The organism is Bacillus mesophilus (assembly GCF_011008845.1).
In the GTDB taxonomy this organism is placed as follows: domain Bacteria; phylum Bacillota; class Bacilli; order Bacillales; family SA4; genus Bacillus_BS; species Bacillus_BS mesophilus.
This window is the reverse complement of sequence record NZ_JAAIWM010000002.1, coordinates 660,921-684,636: the sequence shown is the minus strand read 5'-3', so window position 1 is coordinate 684,636 and position 23,716 is coordinate 660,921. Positions and strand designations below refer to the sequence as shown.

Genomic DNA, 23,716 nt, shown 5'->3' with positions numbered 1-23,716 from the left:
GTACTTTTTTCGGATTTCTTAGTATCATTTTTATAGAACAAAATAGGACGGTGTTTTCTTTGAATAAGAAGGATGTCATAAAACTATTGGAAACAATCGCGATATATATGGAGCTTAAGGGAGAAAATACATTTAAAATTGCTGCCTACCGAAAAGCAGCCAATGCAATTGAACAGGATGAGCGACCTATTGATGAAATAGGAGATGTCACTGCTTTACCTGGTGTTGGTAAAGGAACAGCTTCGGTTATTCAGGAATATATAGAAACTGCAAGATCTACTGTACTAGAAGAACTAAGGGCTGAAGTCCCTCAGGGCCTCATTCCGTTATTAAAGCTACAGGGCTTAGGAGGCAAAAAGATAGCTAAATTATATCAAGAGCTAGGTGTGACTGATCTATTGAGTCTGCAAGAAGCATGTGAAGCGGGTAAAGTTAAAGGTCTACCTGGGTTTGGTGAAAAATCAGAACAAAAGATTCTTCAGGCTGTCCGTGATGCCGGTACAAGACCAGAGCGCTTACCAATAGCCTTTATGTTGGAGATTGCTGAGCAAATTGAAGCACAATTAGCTAACATGATCGATGTAGTTTCTTATTCTCGGGCAGGAAGCTTGAGGAGAATGAGAGAAACCATTAAAGATTTAGACTTTATTATATCAACCGAGAAGCCGGAATCCATTAAAGAACAATTGCTACGTATAAATGGAATTAAGGATATTATTGCGAGTGGTAACACAAAGGTGTCTTTGACACTGGATTATGATTATGAGGTCTCAGTTGATTTTAGAATTGTCGAGCCTAAGGCCTTTGCCACCACTCTTCACCATTTTACAGGTTCGAAGGATCATAACGTAAAAATGAGGCAGTTGGCAAAAGAAAGAGGTTTGAAGATCAGTGAATATGGAGTAGAAAACAATGAGACTGGAGAGGTAATTACTTTTCAATCAGAAGAGGAATTTTTTCAGTTTTTTAATAGAACCTTTATTCCTCCGGAGCTTAGAGAAGGAGAGCATGAGGTTGAGTTATTTCAAGATGAAATTCCCCTTATAAAGCAACGTGATATAAGGGGTGATCTTCATATGCACTCTACTTGGAGTGATGGAGCGCATACGATTGAGCAAATGGCAAAAGCCTGTATCGCAAAAGGATATTCATATATGGCCATTACAGATCATTCGAAATATTTAAGGGTGGCTAATGGGTTAAATGTTGAGCAACTTAAACGGCAACGTGAGGAAATACAACGATTAAATGAACAATTTGAACATTTTACAATCTTAACAGGTGTTGAAATGGATATATTACCGGATGGGACACTGGATTATGATGATGAATTCTTGGAGGAAATGGATCTTGTTATAGCATCCATACATTCAAGTTTCACTCAGGATCAAGAAACGATTATGAAGCGATTAAAAACGGCTTTTGATAGCTTTCATGTTGATATCATTGCCCATCCTACTGGAAGAATTATTGGCTCAAGAGATGGATATGACGTTGATATGGACCTACTTATTCAATTAGCAAAAGAAACAAATACAGCACTCGAACTAAATGCTAATCCTCATCGTCTTGATTTAGCTTCGCAGTATATTCAGAAAGCGCAAGACGCGGGAGTTAAAATAGTGATTAATACAGATGCACATCATATAAATCAGCTAGACTATATGGAAATTGGTATATCATCAGCAAGAAAAGGTTGGATTCGCAAGGAGAACGTAATAAATACGTTAGAGCTTCATCAGCTTAAAAAGTTTTTAAGTAGACATCACTAAGCGCGGTGAAGGATAGGAGTGAACAAAATGCTTGACCGGACATTAAAAGTGTTAGAATTTACAAAGGTAAAAGAACAGCTCATAAAACACGCTTCTTCATCCCTTGGAAAAGAAAAGGTAGAGAATCTATTTCCGACTACCTCCTATGAAGAGGCTGTGGAGTGGCAAAATATAACGGATGAAGCGTCAACTGTTCTAAGACTTAAGGGAAATGTACCATTAGGTGGAATATTTGATGTTCGTCCATATGCAAAGCGAGCTAAAATAGGGAGCATCCTAAGTCCACATGAACTTCTAAATATAACTAGTACTTTATACGCTAGTAGACAAATGAAGAAGTTCGTTCAAGACCTAGTTGAAGAGGAACTTACGATTCCATTTCTTGAGGGTTACGCCAATAGACTCTTTATCTTACTTGATTTAGAAAGGAAAATAAATTTCTGTATTGGTGAAAGTGGAGAAGTATTAGATGGAGCAAGTGACAAGCTTAAGTCACTTCGAAGTCAGCTTAAGACACTTGAATCAAGAGCGAGAGAAAAGCTAGAAAACATGATTCGTTCAACGTCCACACAAAAAATGCTATCTGATGCGATTATCACCATTAGAAACGACCGTTTTGTCATTCCAGTAAAGCAAGAATATAGAGGTGCTTTTGGTGGAATGGTGCATGATCAGTCAGCTTCAGGTGCTACTTTGTTTATAGAGCCACAATCGGTTGTTGATATTAACAACTCTTTAAACGAAACAAAGTTCAAGGAAAAGCAAGAAGTGGAGAGAATTTTATCTGAACTCTCGCAAGAAGTAGCGGTGGAAGCTGATTCAATTCTGGAAAATATAGCTGTTTTGGCAGAGATTGATTTTATGTTTGCTAAAGGTGCCTATAGTCAGAAGATAAAAGCCTCTAAACCGAAGTTAAATAATTCTGGTTATATAAAGCTACTAAAGGCGAGGCATCCACTTATTCCAAAAGATGAGGTTGTGCCTAACGATGTGGAGCTAGGACGTGACTTCACTAGTATAGTAATAACAGGACCCAATACTGGAGGAAAGACTGTAACGTTAAAGCTAGTAGGATTATTTACGCTAATGGCACAGTCCGGATTACAGTTACCTGCATTAGATGGATCTGAGATGGGAATCTTTAAAGCTGTTTATGCTGATATTGGTGATGAGCAATCAATTGAGCAAAGTTTAAGTACCTTCTCCTCCCACATGGTTAATATTGTTGATATTTTAAAAAAGGTGGATGGAGATAGTCTTGTACTATTTGATGAACTTGGGGCTGGAACGGATCCTCAGGAGGGAGCAGCACTTGCTATTTCAATTTTAGATGAGGTATATCGGAGAGGTGCAAGAGTTATTGCTACTACCCACTATCCAGAACTAAAGGCTTATGGCTACAATCGTGATGGTGTAGTAAACGCAAGTGTAGAATTTAATGTGGAAACCTTAAGTCCAACCTATAAATTATTGATAGGTGTTCCAGGGCGAAGCAATGCGTTTGAAATTTCTAAACGATTAGGGCTCAATCAAAGTGTGATCGAAAATGCTAAAAATCATATTAGCGCTGAGAGCAATCAGGTCGAAAACATGATTGCATCACTTGAAGAGAATCGAAGAAAGGCAGAAACTGATATGGAAGAAGCGGAACATATCAGAAAGGATGCCGAAGAACTTCATAAAGAGCTACAACGACAAATCATTGAATTTAATGAAAAGCGCGATCGCATGTATGAAAAAGCAGAACAGAAAGCAGCTTCATCCATAGAAAAAGCTAAACAAGAAGCTGAAGAAATCATTCAAGATTTACGGAAGATGCAAAAGCAACAATATGCAAGTATTAAAGACCACGAATTAATTGAAGCAAGAAAAAGGTTAGAGGGAGCCACTCCACAGCTAACTACTAATAAAAAGACAACAACACAAAAAAGTGCTAATAAGCAGAAACTTCACCCTGGTGATGAAGTTAATGTCTTATCATTAAACCAAAAAGGACATTTAATTGACCAGGTTAGTAAAGACGAATGGCAAGTTCAAATAGGTATCATGAAAATGAAAGTAAAAGAGAAAAACCTTGAGTATATTAGTAGGCCAAAGCCTGTTGAAACAAAGCCTTTAGCAACAGTTAGAGGTATCGACTCTCATGTAAAGCTAGAACTTGATCTAAGAGGAGAAAGGTTCGAGGATGCACTACTTCGAGTGGAGAAATATATCGACGATGCACTACTTGCTGGCTATCCTCGTGTATCCATTATTCATGGTAAAGGGACTGGTGCTCTCAGACAAGGAGTTCAAGAATATGTAAAAAATCATCGCTCCGTTAAAAAGGCACGTTATGGGGAAGCGTCAGAAGGTGGAACTGGAGTTACCATTATTGAGTTTAAGTAAGGGGAGATCTCAATTGAACGATTTTTGGGAAAATGTATATATCCAGACCGCGGCGTATTACAGTGTAGCAGTGTTGTGTGCTGTTTTATTTTTAACGATCTTAGAGCTTGTAACTAAGTATAAGAATCTAGAACAAATTCAGCAAGGGAATCTAGCTGTGGCCATGGCAACGGGTGGGAAAATATTTGGAATTGCTAACATATTTCGTTATTCTATAGAGAATCATGATACATTATTTACGATGATTGGATGGGGAGTATTTGGATTTGTTTTACTCTTGATCGGTTATTTCATTTTCGAATTCCTAACACCTAAATTTCGAATTGATGAGGAAATAGAAAAAGATAACCGTGCAGTCGGGTTCATTTCCATGATGATTTCAATTGGTCTATCTTTTGTAGTTGGTGCTGGAATAGGAGAGTAAGGAGAGAATGAATGGAAACTTTAGCTAAGATTTTGATAGCCCTCTGTGGTGTCTTTATGCTAATAGGAGTTATTTATATGATCTTTAATACTTAGGTTTTTGGGGTGATTTTCCTGAAAGAAATCACGTTCCTTTATAAAATCATCACCTTTGTTTAGTATTAACATTGTTCTATAACACAAATATTTCAGAGACTATTTATAGTCTCTTTTTTTTTGCTCTTTCATTAGGTGACCTTCAACTAAAAACTTTATTTATAAAATAAAATACGAGCCTTATCGTGATAAATTGTATGAGTGAAAACCTGATAGGACATGCATTCTAGAAGCATTTCTGAATATTTTAATTTATTCTAATTGTCACAAAAATAATCGTGTACTATAATAAGGAGAAGAAAGCCTAGAGGAGGAACTACAAATGAACAAGGCATGGTTGAAAAATTACCCCACAGAAATCCCTCATTCAATATCTTACGAAGGTAAGACAATCCATCAGTTTTTAGAAGAAACAGCAAAAGAATACCCTAAAAAGAAAGCGCTTCATTTTCTGGGTAAAGAGCTGACATTTGAACAGCTATATGAACAGTCATTAAAGCTTGCTAACTATTTCAAAAAAATTGGTCTAGAAAAAGGCGATCGAGTTTCTATTATGCTGCCGAATTGTCCTCAAGCTGTAATCGGCTATTATGCTACGTTGTTAGCTGGTGGAATCGTCGTTCAAACAAATCCGTTATATATGGAAAGAGAGCTTGAATATCAATTAAATGATTCAAAGGCCAAGATTATCCTTTGTTTAGACTTATTGTATCCACGTGTTCGAAAGGTGAAGAGCGTTACTGCGATTGAACATGTTATTGTTACGGGTATTAAAGACTATCTACCATTCCCAAAAAACCTAGTCTATCCATTTATTCAAAAGAAGGAACACGGAGTAGTAGTAAAGGTTGAGCATCAAGGTGCAAATCATTTGTTAACAAAAATCTTAGCTACAAGTAAAGCTGAATATATACAGTTGAACATCAATCCAAAGGAAGATTTAGCATTGCTACAGTACACGGGTGGAACAACTGGATTTCCTAAAGGTGTTATGCTTACTCATGAGAACTTAGTAGCGAATACATTAATGTGTTCTAGCTGGATGTATAAGTGCAAAAAAGGCGAAGAAAAAGTGTTAGGGATTCTTCCATTCTTCCATGTATATGGAATGACAACGGTTATGAACTTATCAATCATGCAAGCATTCGAGATGATTCTACTACCGAAGTTTGATGCGGAAACGACATTAAAAACAATCCAAAAGCATAAACCAACCTTGTTTCCAGGTGCACCAACTATCTATGTTGCGCTATTAAATCATCCAAACATTAAAGATTATGATCTTTCATCCATCGAGTGTTGTATAAGTGGTTCTGCACCATTACCTTTAGAGGTTCAACAAGAGTTTGAAGCAGTGACAGGTGGTAAATTGGTTGAGGGTTATGGACTTACGGAAGCTTCCCCTGTTACTCACTCCAATAACTTATGGGAGAAAAGAGTAAATGGTAGTATTGGAGTGCCATGGCCAGATACAGATGCCAAAATTCTTTCGATGGAGACCGGAGAAGAAGCGGAGCCGAAAGAAATCGGTGAGCTCATTGTAAAAGGTCCTCAAGTGATGAAGGGATACTGGAATAAGGCCGAAGAAACAGAGGCAGTGTTAAAAGATAGCTGGCTTTATACAGGTGATCTTGGTTATATGGATGAAGACGGATATTTCTATATCGTTGATCGTAAAAAAGATATGATTATCGCTGGTGGTTTTAATATTTATCCAAGAGAAGTAGAAGAAGTTCTTTATGAAAATAAGAAGATACAGGAAGCTGTAGTTGCTGGAATACCTGATCCATATCGTGGGGAAACTGTTAAGGCATACATCGTACTAAAAGAAGGAATTACTTGTACAGAAGAAGAATTAAATACGTATGTAAGAAAGCACTTAGCAGCCTATAAAGTTCCAAGAATCTATGAATTTAGAAAAGAACTACCTAAGACTGCAGTAGGGAAAATTCTAAGAAGAACTCTTGTTGAGGAAGAAAAAGAAAAGCTATCAAAGATACAGTAAAAATAATAGCCTTTTAAAGGAAAGGAAAACTTCCTTTAAAAGGCTACTATTTACCCCGCATTAACGGGCAGTAATCCCACTTTAAAACACCTGCATCTAGTTAATCTTTTCTTATCGAGAAGCTTAGGTAGGGGGAAAACTGCCCGTAAAAGCCCGATTGGTTCAACTAACAATCAGTGGGGATGAGGAAAACCCCCACTGATTGAAGTTGCACTTTATCGATTAACATCACTTGACAGTAAACCATATGTCATTTAAAATAAACTCATGAATGAATGGTCATTCATTTTTAGCTTTTATATAAAGCTAACAAGGGAGAAAAGTCAATTGAAACGAAATAAACCAAAGTATATGCAAATAATTGACGCTGCTGTTATCGTTATAGCGGAAAACGGATACCATCAAGCACAGGTTTCTAAAATTGCTAAAACAGCCGGTGTTGCGGATGGGACAATCTATCTGTACTTTAAGAACAAAGAGGATATCCTTGTTTCTTTATTTGAAGAAAAAATGGGTTCATTTGTTGAAAGATTAGAAACAGAAATAACAGAAATTCCTAATGCAGCTGATAAATTATATCGTCTTGTAAAACTGCATTTTGAAAATTTAGCATCAGACTATCACTTAGCCATTGTTACCCAGTTAGAGCTTAGGCAATCAAACAAAGAATTACGATATCGAATCAATGATGTCTTAAAAGGCTATCTAGGTGTGATTGATCACATCGTTAAGACTGGTATGACGAGTGGTGAGTTTAGAACTGACTTAGACGTTAGATTAGCTAGACAGATGATATTTGGAACCATCGATGAAACGATCACTAGTTGGGTTATGAATGAACAAAAATATAACCTGACACATTTAATTGAGCCGGTTCATCAATTACTTATAAACGGATGTGGATACTCTCATTCTAAACAATAGGACGAGAGAGTATAATGATTATTGTACAGGGGGTGTCACTTTGGAAGTTTTTAAAATAGAAGTAAAAGACTTTGTTGGTGTAATTACCTTAAATAGTCCTCCAGCAAATGCTTTATCATCTAAGGTTTTGAAAGAGCTTTCAACAGTCTTGGATGAAGTTGAACATTCCGAAGAAGTTCGTGTTTTATTAATTCATGGTGAAGGTCGCTTTTTCTCAGCCGGAGCAGATATAAAAGAGTTCACATCAGTTCCAGATGGAGAGGCTTTTGAACAACTTTCTTCATATGGTCAAGACTTGTTTGAGAGAATGGAAAGTTTCCCAAAACCTATTATTGCGGCAATTCATGGTGCAGCATTAGGTGGAGGTCTTGAATTAGCAATGGGATGTCACATCCGAATTGTTACTGAAAATGCGAAATTAGGATTACCAGAATTACAGTTAGGATTGATTCCAGGATTTGCTGGAACGCAACGTCTCGCTCGATTAGTTGGGCAACCCAAAGCGGCTGAATTGCTTTTGACTAGTGATCCAGTAAGTGGGGTTGACGCTGTAAAGTTAGGACTTGCTAACCGTGCTGTTCCTGAGGAGTCTTTGTTAGAAGAATCTCTTAAACTAGCAAACAAGATTGCAAGAAAGAGTCCTGTTGCCGTAAAGTCAACACTTCAATTACTTAACTTCTCAAAATCAGATCGCTTCTATGAAGGCGTTAAACTAGAAGCTAAATTGTTTGGGGAAGCCTTTGATTCGGAAGATGGAAAAGAAGGTATTGCAGCATTTGTGGAAAAGCGTGAACCTGTATTCAAAGGTAGATAATTAAAAATTTATATAAAATTATCTGAATCATCGAAATGATAAATAACCTTAAAATAATGCAAAATCCCGAGGAGGTAAAACAATGAACATTTATGTAATTATGAAAAGAACTTTTGATACTGAAGAAAAAATTGCTTTGTCAAACGGAAGAATTGCTGAGGATGGGGCAGAATTTATTATTAACCCTTATGATGAGTATGCAATTGAAGAAGCGATTCAACTTCGTGATGCTAATGATGGCGAAGTTACAGTTGTAACTGTTGGTGGAGAAGATTCAGAGAAAGAACTCCGTACAGCTTTAGCAATGGGAGCAGACAAGGCAGTATTAATTAATATTGAAGATGATGTAGAGAATGGCGATCAATTTACAACTGCTACTGTTCTTGCAAAATTCTTTGAGGATAAAGAAGTTGATATCATCTTAGGTGGTAACGTAGCAATTGATGGTGGTTCAGGACAAGTAGGACCACGTTTAGCAGAGCTACTTAATATCCCTTATGTTACGACAATTACAAAGCTTGAAGTGAATGGAACATCAGTCCGAATTGAGCGTGACGTAGAAGGAGATTCAGAAGTTATTGAAACATCTCTACCTGTTCTAGTAACAGCTCAACAAGGTTTAAATGAGCCAAGATATCCTTCACTACCAGGTATCATGAAGGCGAAAAAGAAGCCACTTGAGGAATTAGAGTTAGATGACCTTGATTTAGAAGAAGATGATGTAGAAGCTAAAACAAAAACAATCGAGATTTTCCTACCGCCTAAAAAGGAAGCTGGTAAAGTTCTAGAAGGTGAACTAGAAGATCAAGTGAAAGAGCTTGTTGCACTACTTCATACTGAAGCTAAAGTAGTTTAATAGACTATCAAAAACTTACTTATAATTGTTCAAGGAGGTAATATAAATGGCTAGAAAAGTTCTTGTATTAGGTGAAGTCCGCGATGGTGGACTAAGAAACGTATCTTTCGAAGCAATTGGTGCAGCTACACAAATCGCTGAGGGTGGAGAAGTGGTTGCTCTATTAGTTGGAGAAGAGGTAAGCTCATTAGCTAATAAGATGATTCATTTTGGAGCAAATTCTGTGGTTACTGTTGAGGATGCGAAGCTAAGTGCGTACACTCCAGATGGATACTCACAAGCTGTATTAGCAGCGGTAGATGAAGTAAAGCCAGAGGCAATTGTATTTGGACATACTGCACTAGGTAAAGACTTATCACCAAAAGTTGCAGCTAAATTACAATCAGGTCTTGTATCAGATGTAACGGATGTTGAAGTTGCTGGAGGAAATATTGTCTTCACTCGTCCGATTTATTCAGGGAAAGCATTTGAGAAAAAGGTTGTTACAGACGGACTAATTTTCGCGACAATCCGTCCAAATAACGTTGCACCATTGCAAGAGGACTCTTCTCGTACTGGTGAAGTGACTTCACTTTCTGTAGAAATCAAGGATCTACGTACAATCGTGAAGGAAGTGGTTCGTAAGGCATCTGAGGGAGTTGACTTATCAGAAGCAAAGGTTGTTGTTGCAGGTGGACGTGGAGTTAAGAGTGAAGATGGCTTTAACCCATTGAAGGAGCTTGCAGATGTCTTAGGTGGTGCTGTTGGTGCTTCCCGTGGAGCGTGTGATGCTGAGTATTGTGATTACTCACTACAAATTGGTCAAACTGGTAAAGTTGTAACTCCTGACTTGTATATTGCATGCGGAATCTCTGGAGCTATTCAACATTTGGCTGGTATGTCAAACTCCAAAGTAATTGTAGCAATCAATAAAGATCCAGAGGCTAATATCTTTAAAGTTGCAGATTACGGAATCGTTGGGGATTTATTTGAAGTGCTACCAATATTAACAGAAGAATTTAAGAAATTAAAAGTTCATTCATAATAAGAAGAGGCCGCTAACTTTAGCGGCTTTTTATCATTTTTTAAAGGATGAAAACATTTTTATATGGGCAGATTATACTTGAGCAAAATATTAGCCAGTCATATACTGTAATGGTATACTTTGGTTATAACTAGAACCTTCTACTCTAGTAGTAGGGGGAATTATTGCAGTTGAACATTAGGAGGAATTATAATGGCAATTTCAAACGTGAATGACCAGAACTTTTCATCTGAAACAAGTGAAGGTCTTGTATTAGCAGACTTCTGGGCACCTTGGTGTGGACCTTGTAAGATGATTGCACCAGTTCTTGAAGAATTAGATGGTGAAATGGGAGATAAGGTTAAAATCGTAAAGCTAGATATCGATGAAAATCCTGAGACAGCTAGTCAATATGGAGTAATGAGTATTCCAACTCTACTTGTGATCAAGAATGGTGAAGTTGTTGACAAAGTAATTGGATTCCAACCAAAAGATGCATTAGCAGAAGTATTAGAAAAACACGTATAATATAACTATCAATAGGCACTCCATTAGGGGTGCTTTTCTATGTATTAAAATCATTTCTAAATTATCACTTCGCACCAATAGCCTCACACTTGTAACACAGATGGGATTCTCTAAAAGAGCAATCTATTTGTTCAAAAGTAACTCCCATGCATATGAAGTTATACTCACATTATGGAAGTATTCCCCTTTTTTCTTGAGAAACTTATCCTCACCACCTTATTACCGCACTACATCATACTTTTCCAAATGGTCTTTAAATAGGCTAATTCCATTCATGTTACGACAAATTATTAATATTAATTTTTAATATTTCTTGGGAAATGATGTCGAAGCATTGTGTTCGACAGAAGAGATGACTGAGCCAAGTTTTTCTAATAGAAGTTAAATAACTAAAATCATGATACAATACGAAAAGAGTAGAGGGGAGGTCGTACTTGATGAATGGTTTATTAAAGGAGAAACTCGCTGTTTTACCAGATCAGCCTGGTTGTTATTTAATGAAGGATCGGCAAGGAACTATAATTTATGTTGGGAAAGCAAAGGTATTAAAAAATAGAGTGCGATCATATTTTACCGGCTCCCATGATGGTAAGACTTTACGCTTAGTTAGTGAAATAGATGACTTCGAATATATAGTCACATCATCTGATATAGAAGCACTTATACTAGAGATAAACTTAATAAAAAAACATAACCCTAAATATAATATCAACTTAAAAGATGATAAAAGTTATCCTTTTATTAAGATAACAAATGAAAAACATCCAAGATTAATTATTACAAGACAAGTGAAAAAGGATAAAGGGAAATATTTTGGACCGTACCCAAACGTTTACTCAGCAAATGAAACGAAAAAGGTTCTTGACCGAATATATCCCCTACGTAAATGTGCTACCTTGCCAACTAAGGTGTGTTTATACTTCCATATTGGGCAATGCTTGGCCCCTTGTGTGAATGAAGTAACAGATGATCAAAATAAAGATATGGTGGAAGAAATTGCACGATTTCTAAATGGTGGTTATAAAGAAGTTAAACTAAACTTGACTGATAAAATGTTACAAGCTTCAGAAGAAATGGACTTTGAGAGAGCAAAAGAATACCGTGATCAAATTGCACATATCGAAGCAACAATGGAAAAGCAAAAGATGATGATGACAGATTTGGTTGATCGGGATGTATTTGGTTTTTCGTATGATAAGGGATGGATGTGTGTTCAGGTCTTTTTTATTAGACAAGGAAAATTAATTGAGAGAGATGTTTCTCTATTTCCTGTTTATGCAGATCCAGTTGAGGAGTTTACTACTTTCCTTGGGCAGTTTTATGCTGAGAATCATCACTTCAAACCGAAGGAAATTCTCTTACCTGATCATGTGGAGAAGGATTTAGTTGAGCAACTTTTAGAGGTTACTGTTCACCAGCCAAAAAAGGGTAAAAAGAAGGAACTTGTTGATTTAGCTTGTAAAAATGCAACAATTGCATTGCAAGAGAAATTCTCACTAATTGAGCGTGATGAGGAGAGGACCATTAAGGCGGTAGAGAACCTTGGAGTAAAACTTGGGATCTCTACACCTTACAGAATTGAAGCTTTTGATAACTCAAATATTCAAGGGACGAATCCTGTTTCTGCCATGATTACATTTATTGATGGTAAACCTGAGAAACGAGATTATAGGAAATACAAAATCAAAAGTGTAGAGGGACCAGATGATTATGCTTCTATGAGAGAAGTTGTTAGAAGAAGATACTCTAGAATTTTAAAGGAGAATCTACCTTTACCAGATCTTATCATAATTGATGGTGGTAAAGGCCACCTTGCATCTGCAAGAGATGTTCTTGAAAATGAGCTTGGATTAGAGATCCCGATTGCAGGCTTAGTTAAAGACGATAAACATAGAACTTCAGAATTAATGATAGGAGATCCAATTGATTTTGTTCCCTTAGAAAGAAATAGTCAGGAATTTTATTTATTACAGAGAATCCAAGATGAAGTGCATCGGTTCGCTATTACATTTCATCGTCAATTGCGTAGCAAGAACGTCTTTCAATCTATCTTAGATGATATCCCAGGAGTTGGAGAGAAGCGAAAGAAATCCCTATTAAAACATTTTGGTTCTGTTAAAAAAATGAAAGAAGCATCTGTTGATGAACTTGTTATAATTGGAATTCCAAAACCTACTGCTCAATTAATTGTAAATAAGATGAATGAGGAGTAATGATTTGAAAATTTTCGTTGTGTAAAAGGATTACGTCTGTTAAAATAGGTTTTAATTTCATATACACTTCAGAATGTTGAAGTGAAGGTAGAGGTGCGAACTTCAATAGTACGTAATTAGAAGAGTATGAGGCTCTAGTGATAATTATGGAAAGGGGAGCGTCGCCGAAGTAGGGGAATTCTCATAACTCCTTTGCTGGTCTTGTATTTAAGAGATACAAGATTGTCAAACAGTTTTCTGTTTGGAGAGCTATCTCACTCGCGAGAACGTCTAACTAAATCCGTTCAAGCAATGAGATACTCTCATTGCTTTTTTTTGTTTTTAATCTGTTAGATGAGCGTCATTAATTTCTTAAAAGATGTAACCATAAATAGCTAACCAAATCGTTAAACTAGTCAATTTTTTTGTATTAATCTAACAGTGTTGTACTTAATTGAAATAAACAGAAGAGGATGAGATATGTGGGGATCATTGTTCAAAAATTTGGTGGAACATCAGTAGGCTCTGTTGAAAGAATTCAAAATGTAGCTAACCGTGTGATTCAAGAGGTTTCTAGAGGGAACCAGGTTGTTGTGGTTGTTTCTGCAATGGGGAAAACGACTGATGAATTAGTAAGTTTAGCAACTCAGTTATCTAAGAATCCTAGTAAGCGTGAAATGGACATGCTGCTTACTACTGGTGAACAAATCTCTATATCGCTTCTTGCGATGGCACTTCAAGCTCAAGGGCAACAGGCAGTTTCACTAACTGGTTGGCAAGCTGGTATTAAAACTGAAGCCATTCATGGTAATGCAAGAATCGTTGATATTGATAACACGAGAATGTTAGAACTTTTAAATGCAGGAAATGTAGTGATTGTAGCTGGATTCCAAGGTATTGCATCTGAGGCAGAAATCACGACCTTAGGTAGAGGTGGATCAGATACAACTGCTGTTGCAATTGCTGCTGCATTACAAGCTGACAAATGCGATATATATACGGATGTTACCGGTGTATTTACAACGGATCCTCGCTATGTTAAATCAGCGAGAAAACTTCATTCTGTCTCTTATGATGAAATGTTAGAACTGGCTAACTTAGGTGCAGGGGTCTTACATCCAAGAGCTGTTGAGTTTGCCAAAAACTACGCAATCCCACTAGAAGTTCGCTCAAGTATGGAAATTGAAAACGGAACAAGAGTTGAGGAGGAAGTATCCATGGAAAATAATCTAGTCGTTAGAGGTATAGCTTTTGATAAGGAAATTACAAGAGTAACTGTAATTGGTGTAACAAACGGTCTACACTCTTTATCAACCATTTTCACTACGCTTGCAAAAAATGGAATTAATGTGGATATCATTATTCAAAGCATGACAAGTGCTAATACAACGAATATATCCTTTTCAATTCAAACAGTTGATCTTGATGAGACTTTAGCAGTCCTTGCTGCTAACAAGGAAAATCTTGGTTTTGAATCTATTGAACATGAAAGTGGACTTGCAAAGGTTTCCATCGTTGGTTCGGGGATGATATCTAATCCAGGTGTTGCGGCAGAGATGTTTGAAGTGTTAGCTGCAAATGAGATTCAAGTCAAAATGGTAAGTACATCGGAAATTAAGGTCTCGACTGTGGTAGAGGATGTTTATATGTTGAAGGCTGTTGAAGCTCTTCATGCTGCATTTAAATTAGAAGCGAATGTTGAACAAACCGTATAATGACAAAAGACCTGTTCTAAGTGACAGGTCTACTTTTTGTTAATGACTGTTTTCGTATAGATTGTTGCTTTCGTAAAAATCCCAAATGCCGGATTTTTACTTGCAAGTATAATGTCTTCTGCCTTAAATCGAGAGAGGTGCTCTTTTCTAACCAGTAAAACTGATGATTAAAGGACTATAAAGGGTGAATCATTTGAGACATTTGATTAGACAGCAACAAACTTTTAGAAAAGAGCCTTGTTAATTGATAAAAGCCAAGAAGAACTTTTCCAGGCAATGTTAGTTTAAAACAACTTATATTAATGGGTCCTTCTTATCCCATCTAGCAGTAAATAGGACCTTGTTGTGGCGCTTTTTCTGTTCTTCGAATGCCTCTGTTAGCATTTGTTGTATAAACTCGATTTGTTGTGCAATAAAGCCTGCTTCTAGCTGGTAACTAACACCTTTTCTTGATTGATTTCTCGCTGTTATAAAATCACCAGATAGTTCAAATTGAATTTCTGATGATTTTTGCTCTAGGATGGATAATTCACCCCATCCAGCGTCTTTAAAAAATTGTATGATTTCTTCAATTGTTGAAAGAGGATATTTTCTCGCTATATTCTTACCTGACCAGTAAAGTATTGATGGAAGCTCCTGTCCTAACAAGTCAGGAATCAGGATCTCACGTATTAGTTCATAAGCAATGCCTGATGTATGTAAATGCTCAAATTGAGAAAGTTGGTCTTTTACTGAAGATTGTTTCATTCTATCCTCTCTCTTTCTTTTATATGGTTGATTCGTTTCAAGTCGCTTGCTTTAAATTTAGGGAAAATGTGAACTCATATCATGCAAACTATATAAGCGTATTAATCCACAAGCATTATTATATTACATAAATTGGAGCAATACTCAACAATTTCAACTATCAAGGATTTATTTTTAATGCTAAAATCATTTTCAAGTAATAGATTTTTAGTAGAGAAAACAATGTTATTTTGTAGCGTTTTCTTGACTCGAATTAGACCTAAGAGTAAAATAAACATGGTGAATTCTTTCATTCTACTGAAATAATTTGCAAAGGGTTTCATTTTAAATTCTTTTATACGATCGACTTAGTTGTAACTTTTCAAGGGGGGTAAAACATGGCTGGAAATCGTGAGTATTTTAACCGCAGATTGCATTCATTACTCGGGGTTATTCCCGTAGGTGTGTTTTTGATTACACACTTAGGAGTCAATCATTTTGCAACAGAAGGTGCTGAAGCTTTTAATAAAGCTGCACATTTTATGGAATCATTACCATTTCGTTATGCATTAGAAGCATTAGTTATTTTTCTACCATTAATTTATCATGCAGTATACGGACTTTATATCGCTTTTACTGCTAAAAACAATGTGAGTAACTATGGTTATTTAAGAAACTGGTTATTCATGGCTCAGCGTGTTACTGGAGTAATCACGTTAATCTTTGTTGTATGGCATGTGTGGGAGACCAGGATTGCTGCAGCATTTGGGCAAGAAGTAAATTTCCAAATGATGGAGGCAATTTTAACTAATCCATTTATGCTTGTGTTTTACATTGTAGGTGTTGTTGCTACTACTTTCCATTTCGCTAATGGACTTTGGTCATTCTTCGTTAGCTGGGGAATCACAGTTACACCACGTTCACAAGTGATCTCAACTTACTTTACACTTGGAGTTTTCATCGTTCTAACAGTTATAGGTCTTAGAGCAATTTTTGCATTTATTAATCCTGATCTAGCTAACCTTTAATAGCTTTGTAGTTTAAAGACGGCTAGTAGAATAATAATTTTACAATATTATCTTTTTGGACGGAACTAAATAAAAGTTGGATGCTAAAAAGATTCCATAAAGGAAGTGAGTCAAAATGAGTAAAGGGAAAATTATAGTGGTTGGTGGAGGCCTTGCAGGTCTAATGGCAACTATTAAAGCAGCAGAGGCTGGAGTATCAGTAGATTTATTTTCACTAGTACCCGTAAAACGTTCTCACTCAGTTTGTGCACAGGGTGGTATTAATGGTGCAGTTAATACAAAGGGTGAGGGAGATTCACCATGGGAACACTTTGATGATACAGTTTATGGTGGGGATTTCTTAGCAAATCAACCTCCAGCAAAAGCAATGGCTGAAGCAGCACCAGGAATTATTCACTTAATGGACCGTATGGGTGTTATGTTTAACCGTACACCGGAAGGACTTTTAGATTTCCGTCGCTTTGGTGGTACACAGCATCACCGTACAGCATTTGCTGGTGCTACAACTGGTCAACAATTACTTTATGCATTAGACGAGCAAGTTCGTCGTTATGAAGTAGCAGGATTAGTTCAGAAGTATGAAGGTTGGGAGTTTTTAGGATCAGTACTTGATGACGAGGGTGTTTGTCGAGGTGTTGTTGCTCAAAATTTAACATCTATGGAAGTTAAATCATTCCCTGCTGATGCCGTTATTATGGCAACTGGTGGTCCTGGAATTATCTTTGGTAAATCAACAAACTCTGTAATCAATACAGGTTCTGCAGCGGCAATCGTATACCGACAAGGTGCCTACTATTCAAACGGAGAATTTATTCAGATTCACCCAACTGCTATTCCAGGAGACGATAAGCTACGTTTAATGAGTGAATCTGCTCGTGGTGAGGGTGGACGAGTGTGGACGTATAAGGATGGTAAGCCATGGTATTTCCTTGAGGAAAAGTATCCAGCTTACGGTAACCTAGTACCACGTGACATTGCTACACGTGAAATCTTTGATGTATGTGTGGAGCAAAAGCTTGGTATTAATGGGGAAAACATGGTATACCTTGATCTATCACACAAGGACCCTAAAGAACTTGATATTAAACTTGGTGGAATCATTGAGATTTATGAAAAGTTCATGGGTGATGACCCGCGTAAAGTGCCAATGAAGATCTTCCCAGCTGTTCACTATTCTATGGGTGGATTATGGGTAGATTACGATCAAATGACTAATATTCCAGGTCTATTTGCTGCTGGTGAGTGCGATTATTCTATGCATGGTGCAAACCGTCTAGGTGCCAATTCACTATTATCTGCTATTTATGGTGGTATGGTGGCTGGTCCTAAAGCAGTAGAATATATGAACGGACTTTCTAAATCAGCTGATGATATTAGTTCTTCTGTGTTTGATCGTTATGTGAAGCAAGAAGAAGAAAGAATCCAAAACATCATGTCGATGGATGGAAAAGAAAATGCATATGTACTTCACAAAGAGCTTGGGGAGTGGATGACTGACAATGTAACAGTTGTTCGTACAAACGCGAAGCTTCAGAAGACAGATGAGAAGATTCAAGAATTATTAGAGCGTTATCAAAATATCAATATCAATGATACAGCAAAATGGAGTAACCAAGGTGCTTCATTTACACGTCAATTAGAAAACATGCTACACTTAGCGCGTGTTATTACAATTGGTGCTCTTAACCGTAATGAGAGCCGTGGTGCTCACTATAAGCCTGAATTCCCAGAAAGAAATGATGAAGAGTTCTTAAAGACAACAATGGCTAAATTTGATGAAAGTGCTCCACAATTCCATTACGAGGAAGTTGACACTTCATTAATTGCGCCACGTAAGCGTGACTATTCAAAGAAAAAAGAGGGGGAAAAATAAAATGACAGAAACTAAAAAAGTCCGTTTTATTGTTAGCCGTCAGGATAGCCCTGAATCTACCCCTTATTCACAAGAGTTTGAATTAGATTACCGTCCTAATATGAATGTTATTTCTGCTCTTATGGAGATTCGGAGAAATCCAGTCGATGTTAACGGAAAAGAAACATCACCTATTACTTGGGATATGAACTGTCTAGAAGAAGTTTGTGGCGCCTGTTCGATGGTCATCAACGGAAAGCCAAGACAATCTTGTACTGCTCTAGTTGACCAATTAGAACAGCCAATTCGTCTTGAGCCAATGAAGACATTCCCAGTTGTACGTGACCTTCAGGTTGACCGTAGCCGTATGTTTGATTCACTTAAGAAAGTAAAAGCTTGGATCCCTATCGATGGAACGTATGACTTAGGGCCTGGACCACGTATGCCTGAAAAAAAGCGTCAATGGGCATATGAATTATCTAAGTGTATGACTTGTGGTGTATGTCTAGAGGCGTGTCCTAATGTAAACAGCAACTCTGACTTTATTGGACCTGCTCCATTATCACAAGTACGTTTATTTAATGCTCATCCAACTGGTTCCATGAATAAATCTGAACGTTTAGAAGCTATTATGGGTGACGGTGGACTTGCGAACTGTGGTAACTCACAGAACTGTGTTCAGTCCTGTCCAAAGGGTATTCCTTTAACTACATCAATTGCTGCTTTAAACCGTGATACAACTGTTCAGATGTTCAGAAATTTCTTTGGTAGTGATGAAGTATAAATCATAGATAAGGCAAAAGTCTCTTCATGCTTGTCATGAAGAGACTTTTTTTTATTGATACGCTGGTTTTGAATAACAGTTTTCTTCGAATAATATTAATCAAAAGTTAATCAGGGAAGAACAAGGTTCTGGAGCTCATAAAATTCCCTCTAACCAAAAAAGGAGGCTTTTAAATGAAAAACATTTCATATATAAGTAATTTCGAGGAATGGAAAAATGAATTTAATTTTTCAATTCGTATTAAAGTGAGATTTGCTGAGACCGATATGTTCGGTCATGTGAACAATACGACTGCATTTACATATTTTGAAGAAGGAAGACTTGAATTTTTTAAGAAAATTGGCATTATGAGGGATTGGATGAGCCGAGACAGTGAATTAATTCCTGTCGTAGCAGATCTCCAGTGTGATTATCTTTCACAAATCTATTTTGATGATGTTTTACAAGTGTTTGTAAAGATGAACAAAGTGGGAAGGACGTCAGTTGAACTTCATTACTTAGTGAAGAAAGAAAATGGGACAGTGGCCTATACGGGTAGAGGGACAATTGTGCAAATAAATAAGGAAACTGGGAGACCTGAGGAATGGAAGGAACACTGGAAGGAATTATTGTATAATCAATCCTCAGAAAAACAGCCAGTTAGAACCTGATATTTTTCAATTACCTTGCAGTAAGTTGTAACAGCTCTCCACTCCTCTACATAGTATATGGTGACTAATATATAACCATCCCAACATACAGCTCGAACCTAGCAAGGAGGGTTACATCAATTGAAGGAGAAAGACTTTCAACCAAAGCCATTGCTCACTAAAAGAGAAAGAGAAGTTTTCGAATTATTGGTTCAAGATAAGACAACGAAGGATATTGCAGGAGAATTGTTTATAAGTGAAAAAACGGTAAGAAATCATATTTCCAATGCAATGCAAAAGCTTGGCGTTAAGGGGCGTTCACAAGCTGTTGTAGAGCTACTTCGTATGGGGGAACTAGAGCTTTAAAAATGTCCGGCTTTCATAAAAAGGAAGCCGGTTTTCTACATAAACCAAAGTAAACAAATAGATTTTAAGGTATTTATAAAGCTTTCTCTTGAAATTTTGTCAAAAAAAGTAGAAAATAAACTTAATAGTAAAGAAAACCGATAATTTGACTATCTTCGAGGAGGAGAGTGTTATGGTACAAAAACAAGATAATGAATTAAACATCATTGTGGGTGAAACCGAGAAATCGTTAAGATATATTGCAGCTATTATTAAACAAAAGGGTCGAGAAATTTTAAATCATTATACCATTACTCCACCCCAATTTGTCGCATTGCAATGGTTACACGAAAATGGAGATATGACCATTGGTGAACTCTCTAATAAGATGTACCTTGCATGTAGTACGACAACAGATCTAATTGATCGTATGGAAAAGAATCAGTTAGTAGTACGTGTTAAAGATGTAAATGATCGTCGAGTTGTCCGTATTCATTTACTTGAAGAAGGTGCGCGAATTATTGAAGAAGTAATAGACAAGCGTCAAGGGTACTTAACAGAAGTACTATCTTCCTTTTCTAAGGATGAAATTATCATTCTTGAAAAACTTTTAGGTAAATTACATCATGAAATGAAAGAATGAGGCGATTTTTTGAACAGACCTATTGCGGTCATTGACTCAGGTGTCGGTGGATTAACAGTTGCAAAAGAAATAATGAGGCAGCTACCGAAGGAAAGGATTATTTACTTAGGAGATACGGCAAGGTGTCCATATGGACCTAGGCCACTTCATGAAGTAAAGAAATTCACATGGGAAATGACAAATTACTTGCAAAGCTTTGATATTAAAATGCTAGTAATCGCTTGTAATACTGCCACGGCAGCTGTATTAGAAGAAATTCAAAATAGTCTGAGTATCCCTGTAATTGGGGTTATTTATCCAGGGGCAAGGTCGGCGGTTAAGGTAACAAAGAATAAGCAAATCGGTGTAATTGGTACAATAGGAACGATTCAAAGTCGTGCTTACGAACACGCTCTACTTTCCATCAACAGTCAATTACACGTAAAAATGTTAGCATGCCCTCGTTTTGTTCCAATTGTGGAATCCGGGGATTATGAAACAGAAGAGGTTTATGATATTGTGGCCGATGAGCTATCTCCTTTAATCGGTGAAAGTATTGATACTCTAATACTTGGCTGTACACATTATCCGCTTCTAAGCCCAATCATCCAAGAAGTCATGGGCCAGCAGGTTCAGCTTATTTCGTCAGGATCTGAAACGGCTAGAGAAGTGAGTACAATCCTGTATTATAATCGTTTGCTCAATCATAGTAAGACACCATGTAATGATCACTTATTTTTAACAACAGGCTCAAAGGAAGCCTTTCAAAAAGTAGCTAATCAGCTTTTTCAGCAAACTATTGATAAAATTAAAGTGATTTCATTATCATAAGTGTTCATAACTCATAGGGTCTCTAAGGATGAAATCGTCATGGTTTCATCCTTTTGTTTTTTTGAAAATATTTTTGCTGGGTTCTATTTTATAGAAAGTGTTCCTCTATTAATTATTCTAATCAAACCGATGATACCCCTACAGAGTACTAATTTAATGACCAAACTAATAAACGAGTGATACCATGACCAACCACGCTTCCATGTAATGAGGTCAGTCTTTTTGGCGGCTATGGTTTCTATAATGACTTGAGGAATAACAAAAGGAAAAATCTTGAAAAACAAACCAATTGGACTGCTATTTAAAGTCCATTGATTATAATAAAGCAGAATTAAAGGATACTGAATGTAATCAAATGGTAAATGGATTTTTAACTTTTTTGGAAAAGGTCTTATCTTATATTTTAAATAACCTTTTGACACTAGATATCGATCAGCCATAGAATTACCAATAATACTTACCAAGTAAACAATTACCCAATCCTTAAAAGGACGTTTTACAATTGCAAACGGTAATAAAATTAGACAGATTGTAGTGGAAATTAATAGAAAGCTTTTTGAAATATTGGATTTTCTTTTCTTATTCACGTTTTTAACACCTCCTATCTATTGTTGCAATATTAGTTTGTAGTTATGTATAGCAGCTTGATAAAACAACGAATATTTGGATTCTCGTCTTAATTTTTGGCTCTGTTAAACAGGTCTGTTGATTTCCGTTGCGTGATACTCGCTTTCCGCGGGCGGTTGGGGAGCCTCCTCGTCGCTTGCGCTCCTGCGGGGTCTCCCATAAACCGCTTTTCTCGCAGGAGTCTCGCATCCCTCCACTTCAATCAACACTGCAAAAAATCAACAAAGTTCTTTAACATAGCCTAATTTTTAACTTTGTCCAAAAAAAAATGATGACAAGCGGTCTAAATCGTTAGGTAGGCTCGTATACATGATAGTACAAACCATCTTGGGAGGGATAGAAATGTCTAAATTACCAAAAGCAAAAATTGTTACAACCGTCCTTGCATCCTCAGTATTGCTTTCTGGTTGTGGATTATTTGGGGGAGAACAAGCTACGCAGGAGATCGATCCTCCGCAAATTGTTTCTTATGAAGATGATGCTACAGCTGTAGAAGAGGGTACTGATAAAGAAGGCGTGGCAGTTGATAATCAGGACGAGGTAATGGCTGAAACGGTAACTCGTGAGCTTTATCTAATCGATGCGAATGGCTTAGTCGTTCCACAAACATTTGAATTACCAAAATCAGAAAGTGCTGCAAAGCAAGTACTCCAATATTTAGTTGATGGTGGCCCGGTAAACAATATGCTACCTGATGGCTTTAGAGCCGTATTACCACCGGACACTGAAATGTCTACAAATCTTTTAGAAGACGGGACATTAGTGGTGGATTTTTCACCGGAGTTCACACAGTATAAGGCAGAGGATGAAGTGAAAATTCTTCAGTCCATCACATGGACATTGACTCAGTTTGATTCAGTGAAAAATGTGAAAATTAAAGTTAACGGTCATGAACAAGATGTAATGCCTGTTAATAATACTCCAATCATGGATGGATTAAGTCGTGCAGACGGCATCAATGTAGATAATTCAGAAGTGGTTGATGTGATGAAGAGTGAATTAGTGACTCTATACTTCTTATCTCAAGAAGGAGAAAATACTTACTATGTTCCCATTACACGTCGTGTAAATGAAATCAGTGGTGATAAAATCGCAGCTACAGTGAACGAGCTTGTTCAAGGCCCAAGTTTAATTTCAGGCTTGCTAACTGAGTTCAATTCAGAGGCAAAACTACTTTCTGAGCCAGTTTACAATGATGGTGTGCTTACTCTTAATTTCAATGAGGCAATCTTCTCAAATTTAGAACAAACTCAGATTTCGAGTCATGTGCTTAACTCTCTAGTTTTATCACTAACTGAACAAGAGGGCATTGAAAGTGTAGCAATTCAGGTAAACGGTAAAGGAGAACTGGTAACAGACTCCGGTGAAAACCTTACTGAACCAGTTACAAGACCACAAACGGTTAATACAGGTGAATTCTAATAGGGTGTATTATTGGCTTCTCCCCAATAATGACATATACTAGAAAAGAGGATAGGCAATGTTGCCTCCTCTTTTCCTGTTTTTTAAGAGGAATTACATAATGACTAATATAATTTCTGGGTAATACTAGGATG

At 36.9% G+C, this 23,716-nt stretch carries 21 protein-coding genes and 1 riboswitch; of the genes, 19 read left to right on the top strand and 2 right to left on the bottom strand.

The genetic code is table 11. The annotated features are described in order from the left end of the window. Positions 1-59: 59 nt before the first annotated feature. The 11 genes from polX (at position 60) to G4D63_RS08840 (ending at position 14,716) form a co-directional block, all read left to right on the top strand. The gene (gene polX / locus G4D63_RS08890; RefSeq protein ID WP_163179269.1) at positions 60-1,772 is read left to right on the top strand and encodes a DNA polymerase/3'-5' exonuclease PolX; all 1,713 of its coding nucleotides are present in this window, start codon (positions 60-62) and stop codon (positions 1,770-1,772) included. A gap of 27 nt (positions 1,773-1,799) precedes the next feature. Beyond that, positions 1,800-4,160 (top strand): endonuclease MutS2, encoded by a 2,361-nt coding sequence (locus G4D63_RS08885; RefSeq protein WP_163179268.1) that lies wholly within the window; start codon positions 1,800-1,802, stop codon positions 4,158-4,160. Positions 4,161-4,173: 13 nt separating this feature from the next. Next, positions 4,174-4,584, top strand: coding sequence for a DUF350 domain-containing protein (locus G4D63_RS08880; RefSeq protein WP_163179267.1), 411 nt, complete (start codon positions 4,174-4,176; stop codon positions 4,582-4,584). A 417-nt stretch (positions 4,585-5,001) separates the two neighbouring features. Then, entirely contained in the window at positions 5,002-6,684 is a 1,683-nt protein-coding gene (locus G4D63_RS08875; RefSeq protein WP_163179266.1) for an AMP-binding protein, read from the top strand. A 327-nt stretch (positions 6,685-7,011) separates the two neighbouring features. After that, positions 7,012-7,608, top strand: a complete 597-nt coding sequence (locus G4D63_RS08870) for a TetR/AcrR family transcriptional regulator (RefSeq protein ID WP_163179265.1) — start codon at positions 7,012-7,014, stop codon at positions 7,606-7,608. 40 nt (positions 7,609-7,648) lie between these two features. Then, complete coding sequence (locus G4D63_RS08865; RefSeq protein ID WP_163179264.1) at positions 7,649-8,422, top strand: enoyl-CoA hydratase; 774 nt, start codon at positions 7,649-7,651, stop codon at positions 8,420-8,422. 82 nt (positions 8,423-8,504) lie between these two features. Then, positions 8,505-9,278 carry an electron transfer flavoprotein subunit beta/FixA family protein gene (locus G4D63_RS08860; RefSeq protein WP_163179263.1) on the top strand — a complete coding sequence of 258 codons (774 nt, stop codon included), beginning with the start codon at positions 8,505-8,507 and terminating at the stop codon, positions 9,276-9,278. 46 nt (positions 9,279-9,324) lie between these two features. Next, on the top strand, positions 9,325-10,302 hold the full coding sequence (locus G4D63_RS08855; RefSeq protein WP_163179262.1) for an electron transfer flavoprotein subunit alpha/FixB family protein: 978 nt from the start codon (positions 9,325-9,327) through the stop codon (positions 10,300-10,302). Positions 10,303-10,494: 192 nt separating this feature from the next. Further along, on the top strand, positions 10,495-10,809 hold the full coding sequence (gene trxA / locus G4D63_RS08850; protein WP_163179261.1) for a thioredoxin: 315 nt from the start codon (positions 10,495-10,497) through the stop codon (positions 10,807-10,809). Between the two features lie 437 nt (positions 10,810-11,246). Further along, on the top strand, positions 11,247-13,022 hold the full coding sequence (gene uvrC / locus G4D63_RS08845; RefSeq protein WP_163179260.1) for an excinuclease ABC subunit UvrC: 1,776 nt from the start codon (positions 11,247-11,249) through the stop codon (positions 13,020-13,022). A gap of 80 nt (positions 13,023-13,102) precedes the next feature. Continuing rightward, positions 13,103-13,282, top strand: a riboswitch (Lysine riboswitch). Between the two features lie 201 nt (positions 13,283-13,483). Continuing rightward, positions 13,484-14,716, top strand: a complete 1,233-nt coding sequence (locus G4D63_RS08840; protein WP_163179259.1) for an aspartate kinase — start codon at positions 13,484-13,486, stop codon at positions 14,714-14,716. A 294-nt stretch (positions 14,717-15,010) separates the two neighbouring features. Here the strand turns inward: G4D63_RS08840 and G4D63_RS08835 are convergent, their stop codons facing one another. Beyond that, positions 15,011-15,463: a YslB family protein gene (locus G4D63_RS08835; RefSeq protein WP_163179258.1), complete on the bottom strand. Its 453-nt coding sequence runs from the start codon at positions 15,461-15,463 to the stop codon at positions 15,011-15,013. A 377-nt stretch (positions 15,464-15,840) separates the two neighbouring features. Between G4D63_RS08835 and G4D63_RS08830 the strand changes: the two genes are divergently transcribed. From G4D63_RS08830 to racE, 7 genes are all read left to right on the top strand, one after another. Continuing rightward, the gene (locus tag G4D63_RS08830) at positions 15,841-16,470 is read left to right on the top strand and encodes a succinate dehydrogenase cytochrome b558 subunit (protein WP_163179257.1); all 630 of its coding nucleotides are present in this window, start codon (positions 15,841-15,843) and stop codon (positions 16,468-16,470) included. A gap of 115 nt (positions 16,471-16,585) precedes the next feature. After that, positions 16,586-18,343 carry a succinate dehydrogenase flavoprotein subunit gene (sdhA, locus tag G4D63_RS08825; RefSeq protein WP_163179256.1) on the top strand — a complete coding sequence of 586 codons (1,758 nt, stop codon included), beginning with the start codon at positions 16,586-16,588 and terminating at the stop codon, positions 18,341-18,343. Between the two features lies 1 nt (position 18,344). Then, complete coding sequence (gene sdhB, locus G4D63_RS08820) at positions 18,345-19,106, top strand: succinate dehydrogenase iron-sulfur subunit (protein WP_163179255.1); 762 nt, start codon at positions 18,345-18,347, stop codon at positions 19,104-19,106. A gap of 173 nt (positions 19,107-19,279) precedes the next feature. Next, positions 19,280-19,756, top strand: a complete 477-nt coding sequence (locus G4D63_RS08815) for an acyl-CoA thioesterase (protein WP_163179254.1) — start codon at positions 19,280-19,282, stop codon at positions 19,754-19,756. Between the two features lie 120 nt (positions 19,757-19,876). Further along, the gene (gerE, locus tag G4D63_RS08810) at positions 19,877-20,101 is read left to right on the top strand and encodes a spore germination transcription factor GerE (protein ID WP_163179253.1); all 225 of its coding nucleotides are present in this window, start codon (positions 19,877-19,879) and stop codon (positions 20,099-20,101) included. 172 nt (positions 20,102-20,273) lie between these two features. Continuing rightward, on the top strand, positions 20,274-20,723 hold the full coding sequence (locus tag G4D63_RS08805) for a MarR family winged helix-turn-helix transcriptional regulator (RefSeq protein ID WP_163179252.1): 450 nt from the start codon (positions 20,274-20,276) through the stop codon (positions 20,721-20,723). A gap of 9 nt (positions 20,724-20,732) precedes the next feature. Continuing rightward, positions 20,733-21,533: a glutamate racemase gene (gene racE / locus G4D63_RS08800; RefSeq protein WP_163179251.1), complete on the top strand. Its 801-nt coding sequence runs from the start codon at positions 20,733-20,735 to the stop codon at positions 21,531-21,533. A gap of 83 nt (positions 21,534-21,616) precedes the next feature. Here racE and G4D63_RS08795 read toward each other — a convergent pair whose 3' ends face one another. Beyond that, on the bottom strand, positions 21,617-22,120 hold the full coding sequence (locus G4D63_RS08795; RefSeq protein WP_163179250.1) for a CBO0543 family protein: 504 nt from the start codon (positions 22,118-22,120) through the stop codon (positions 21,617-21,619). Positions 22,121-22,502: 382 nt separating this feature from the next. Here G4D63_RS08795 and G4D63_RS08790 point away from each other — a divergent pair, with 382 nt between their 5' ends. Further along, positions 22,503-23,582, top strand: a complete 1,080-nt coding sequence (locus G4D63_RS08790; RefSeq protein WP_163179249.1) for a GerMN domain-containing protein — start codon at positions 22,503-22,505, stop codon at positions 23,580-23,582. Positions 23,583-23,716 lie beyond the last annotated feature (134 nt).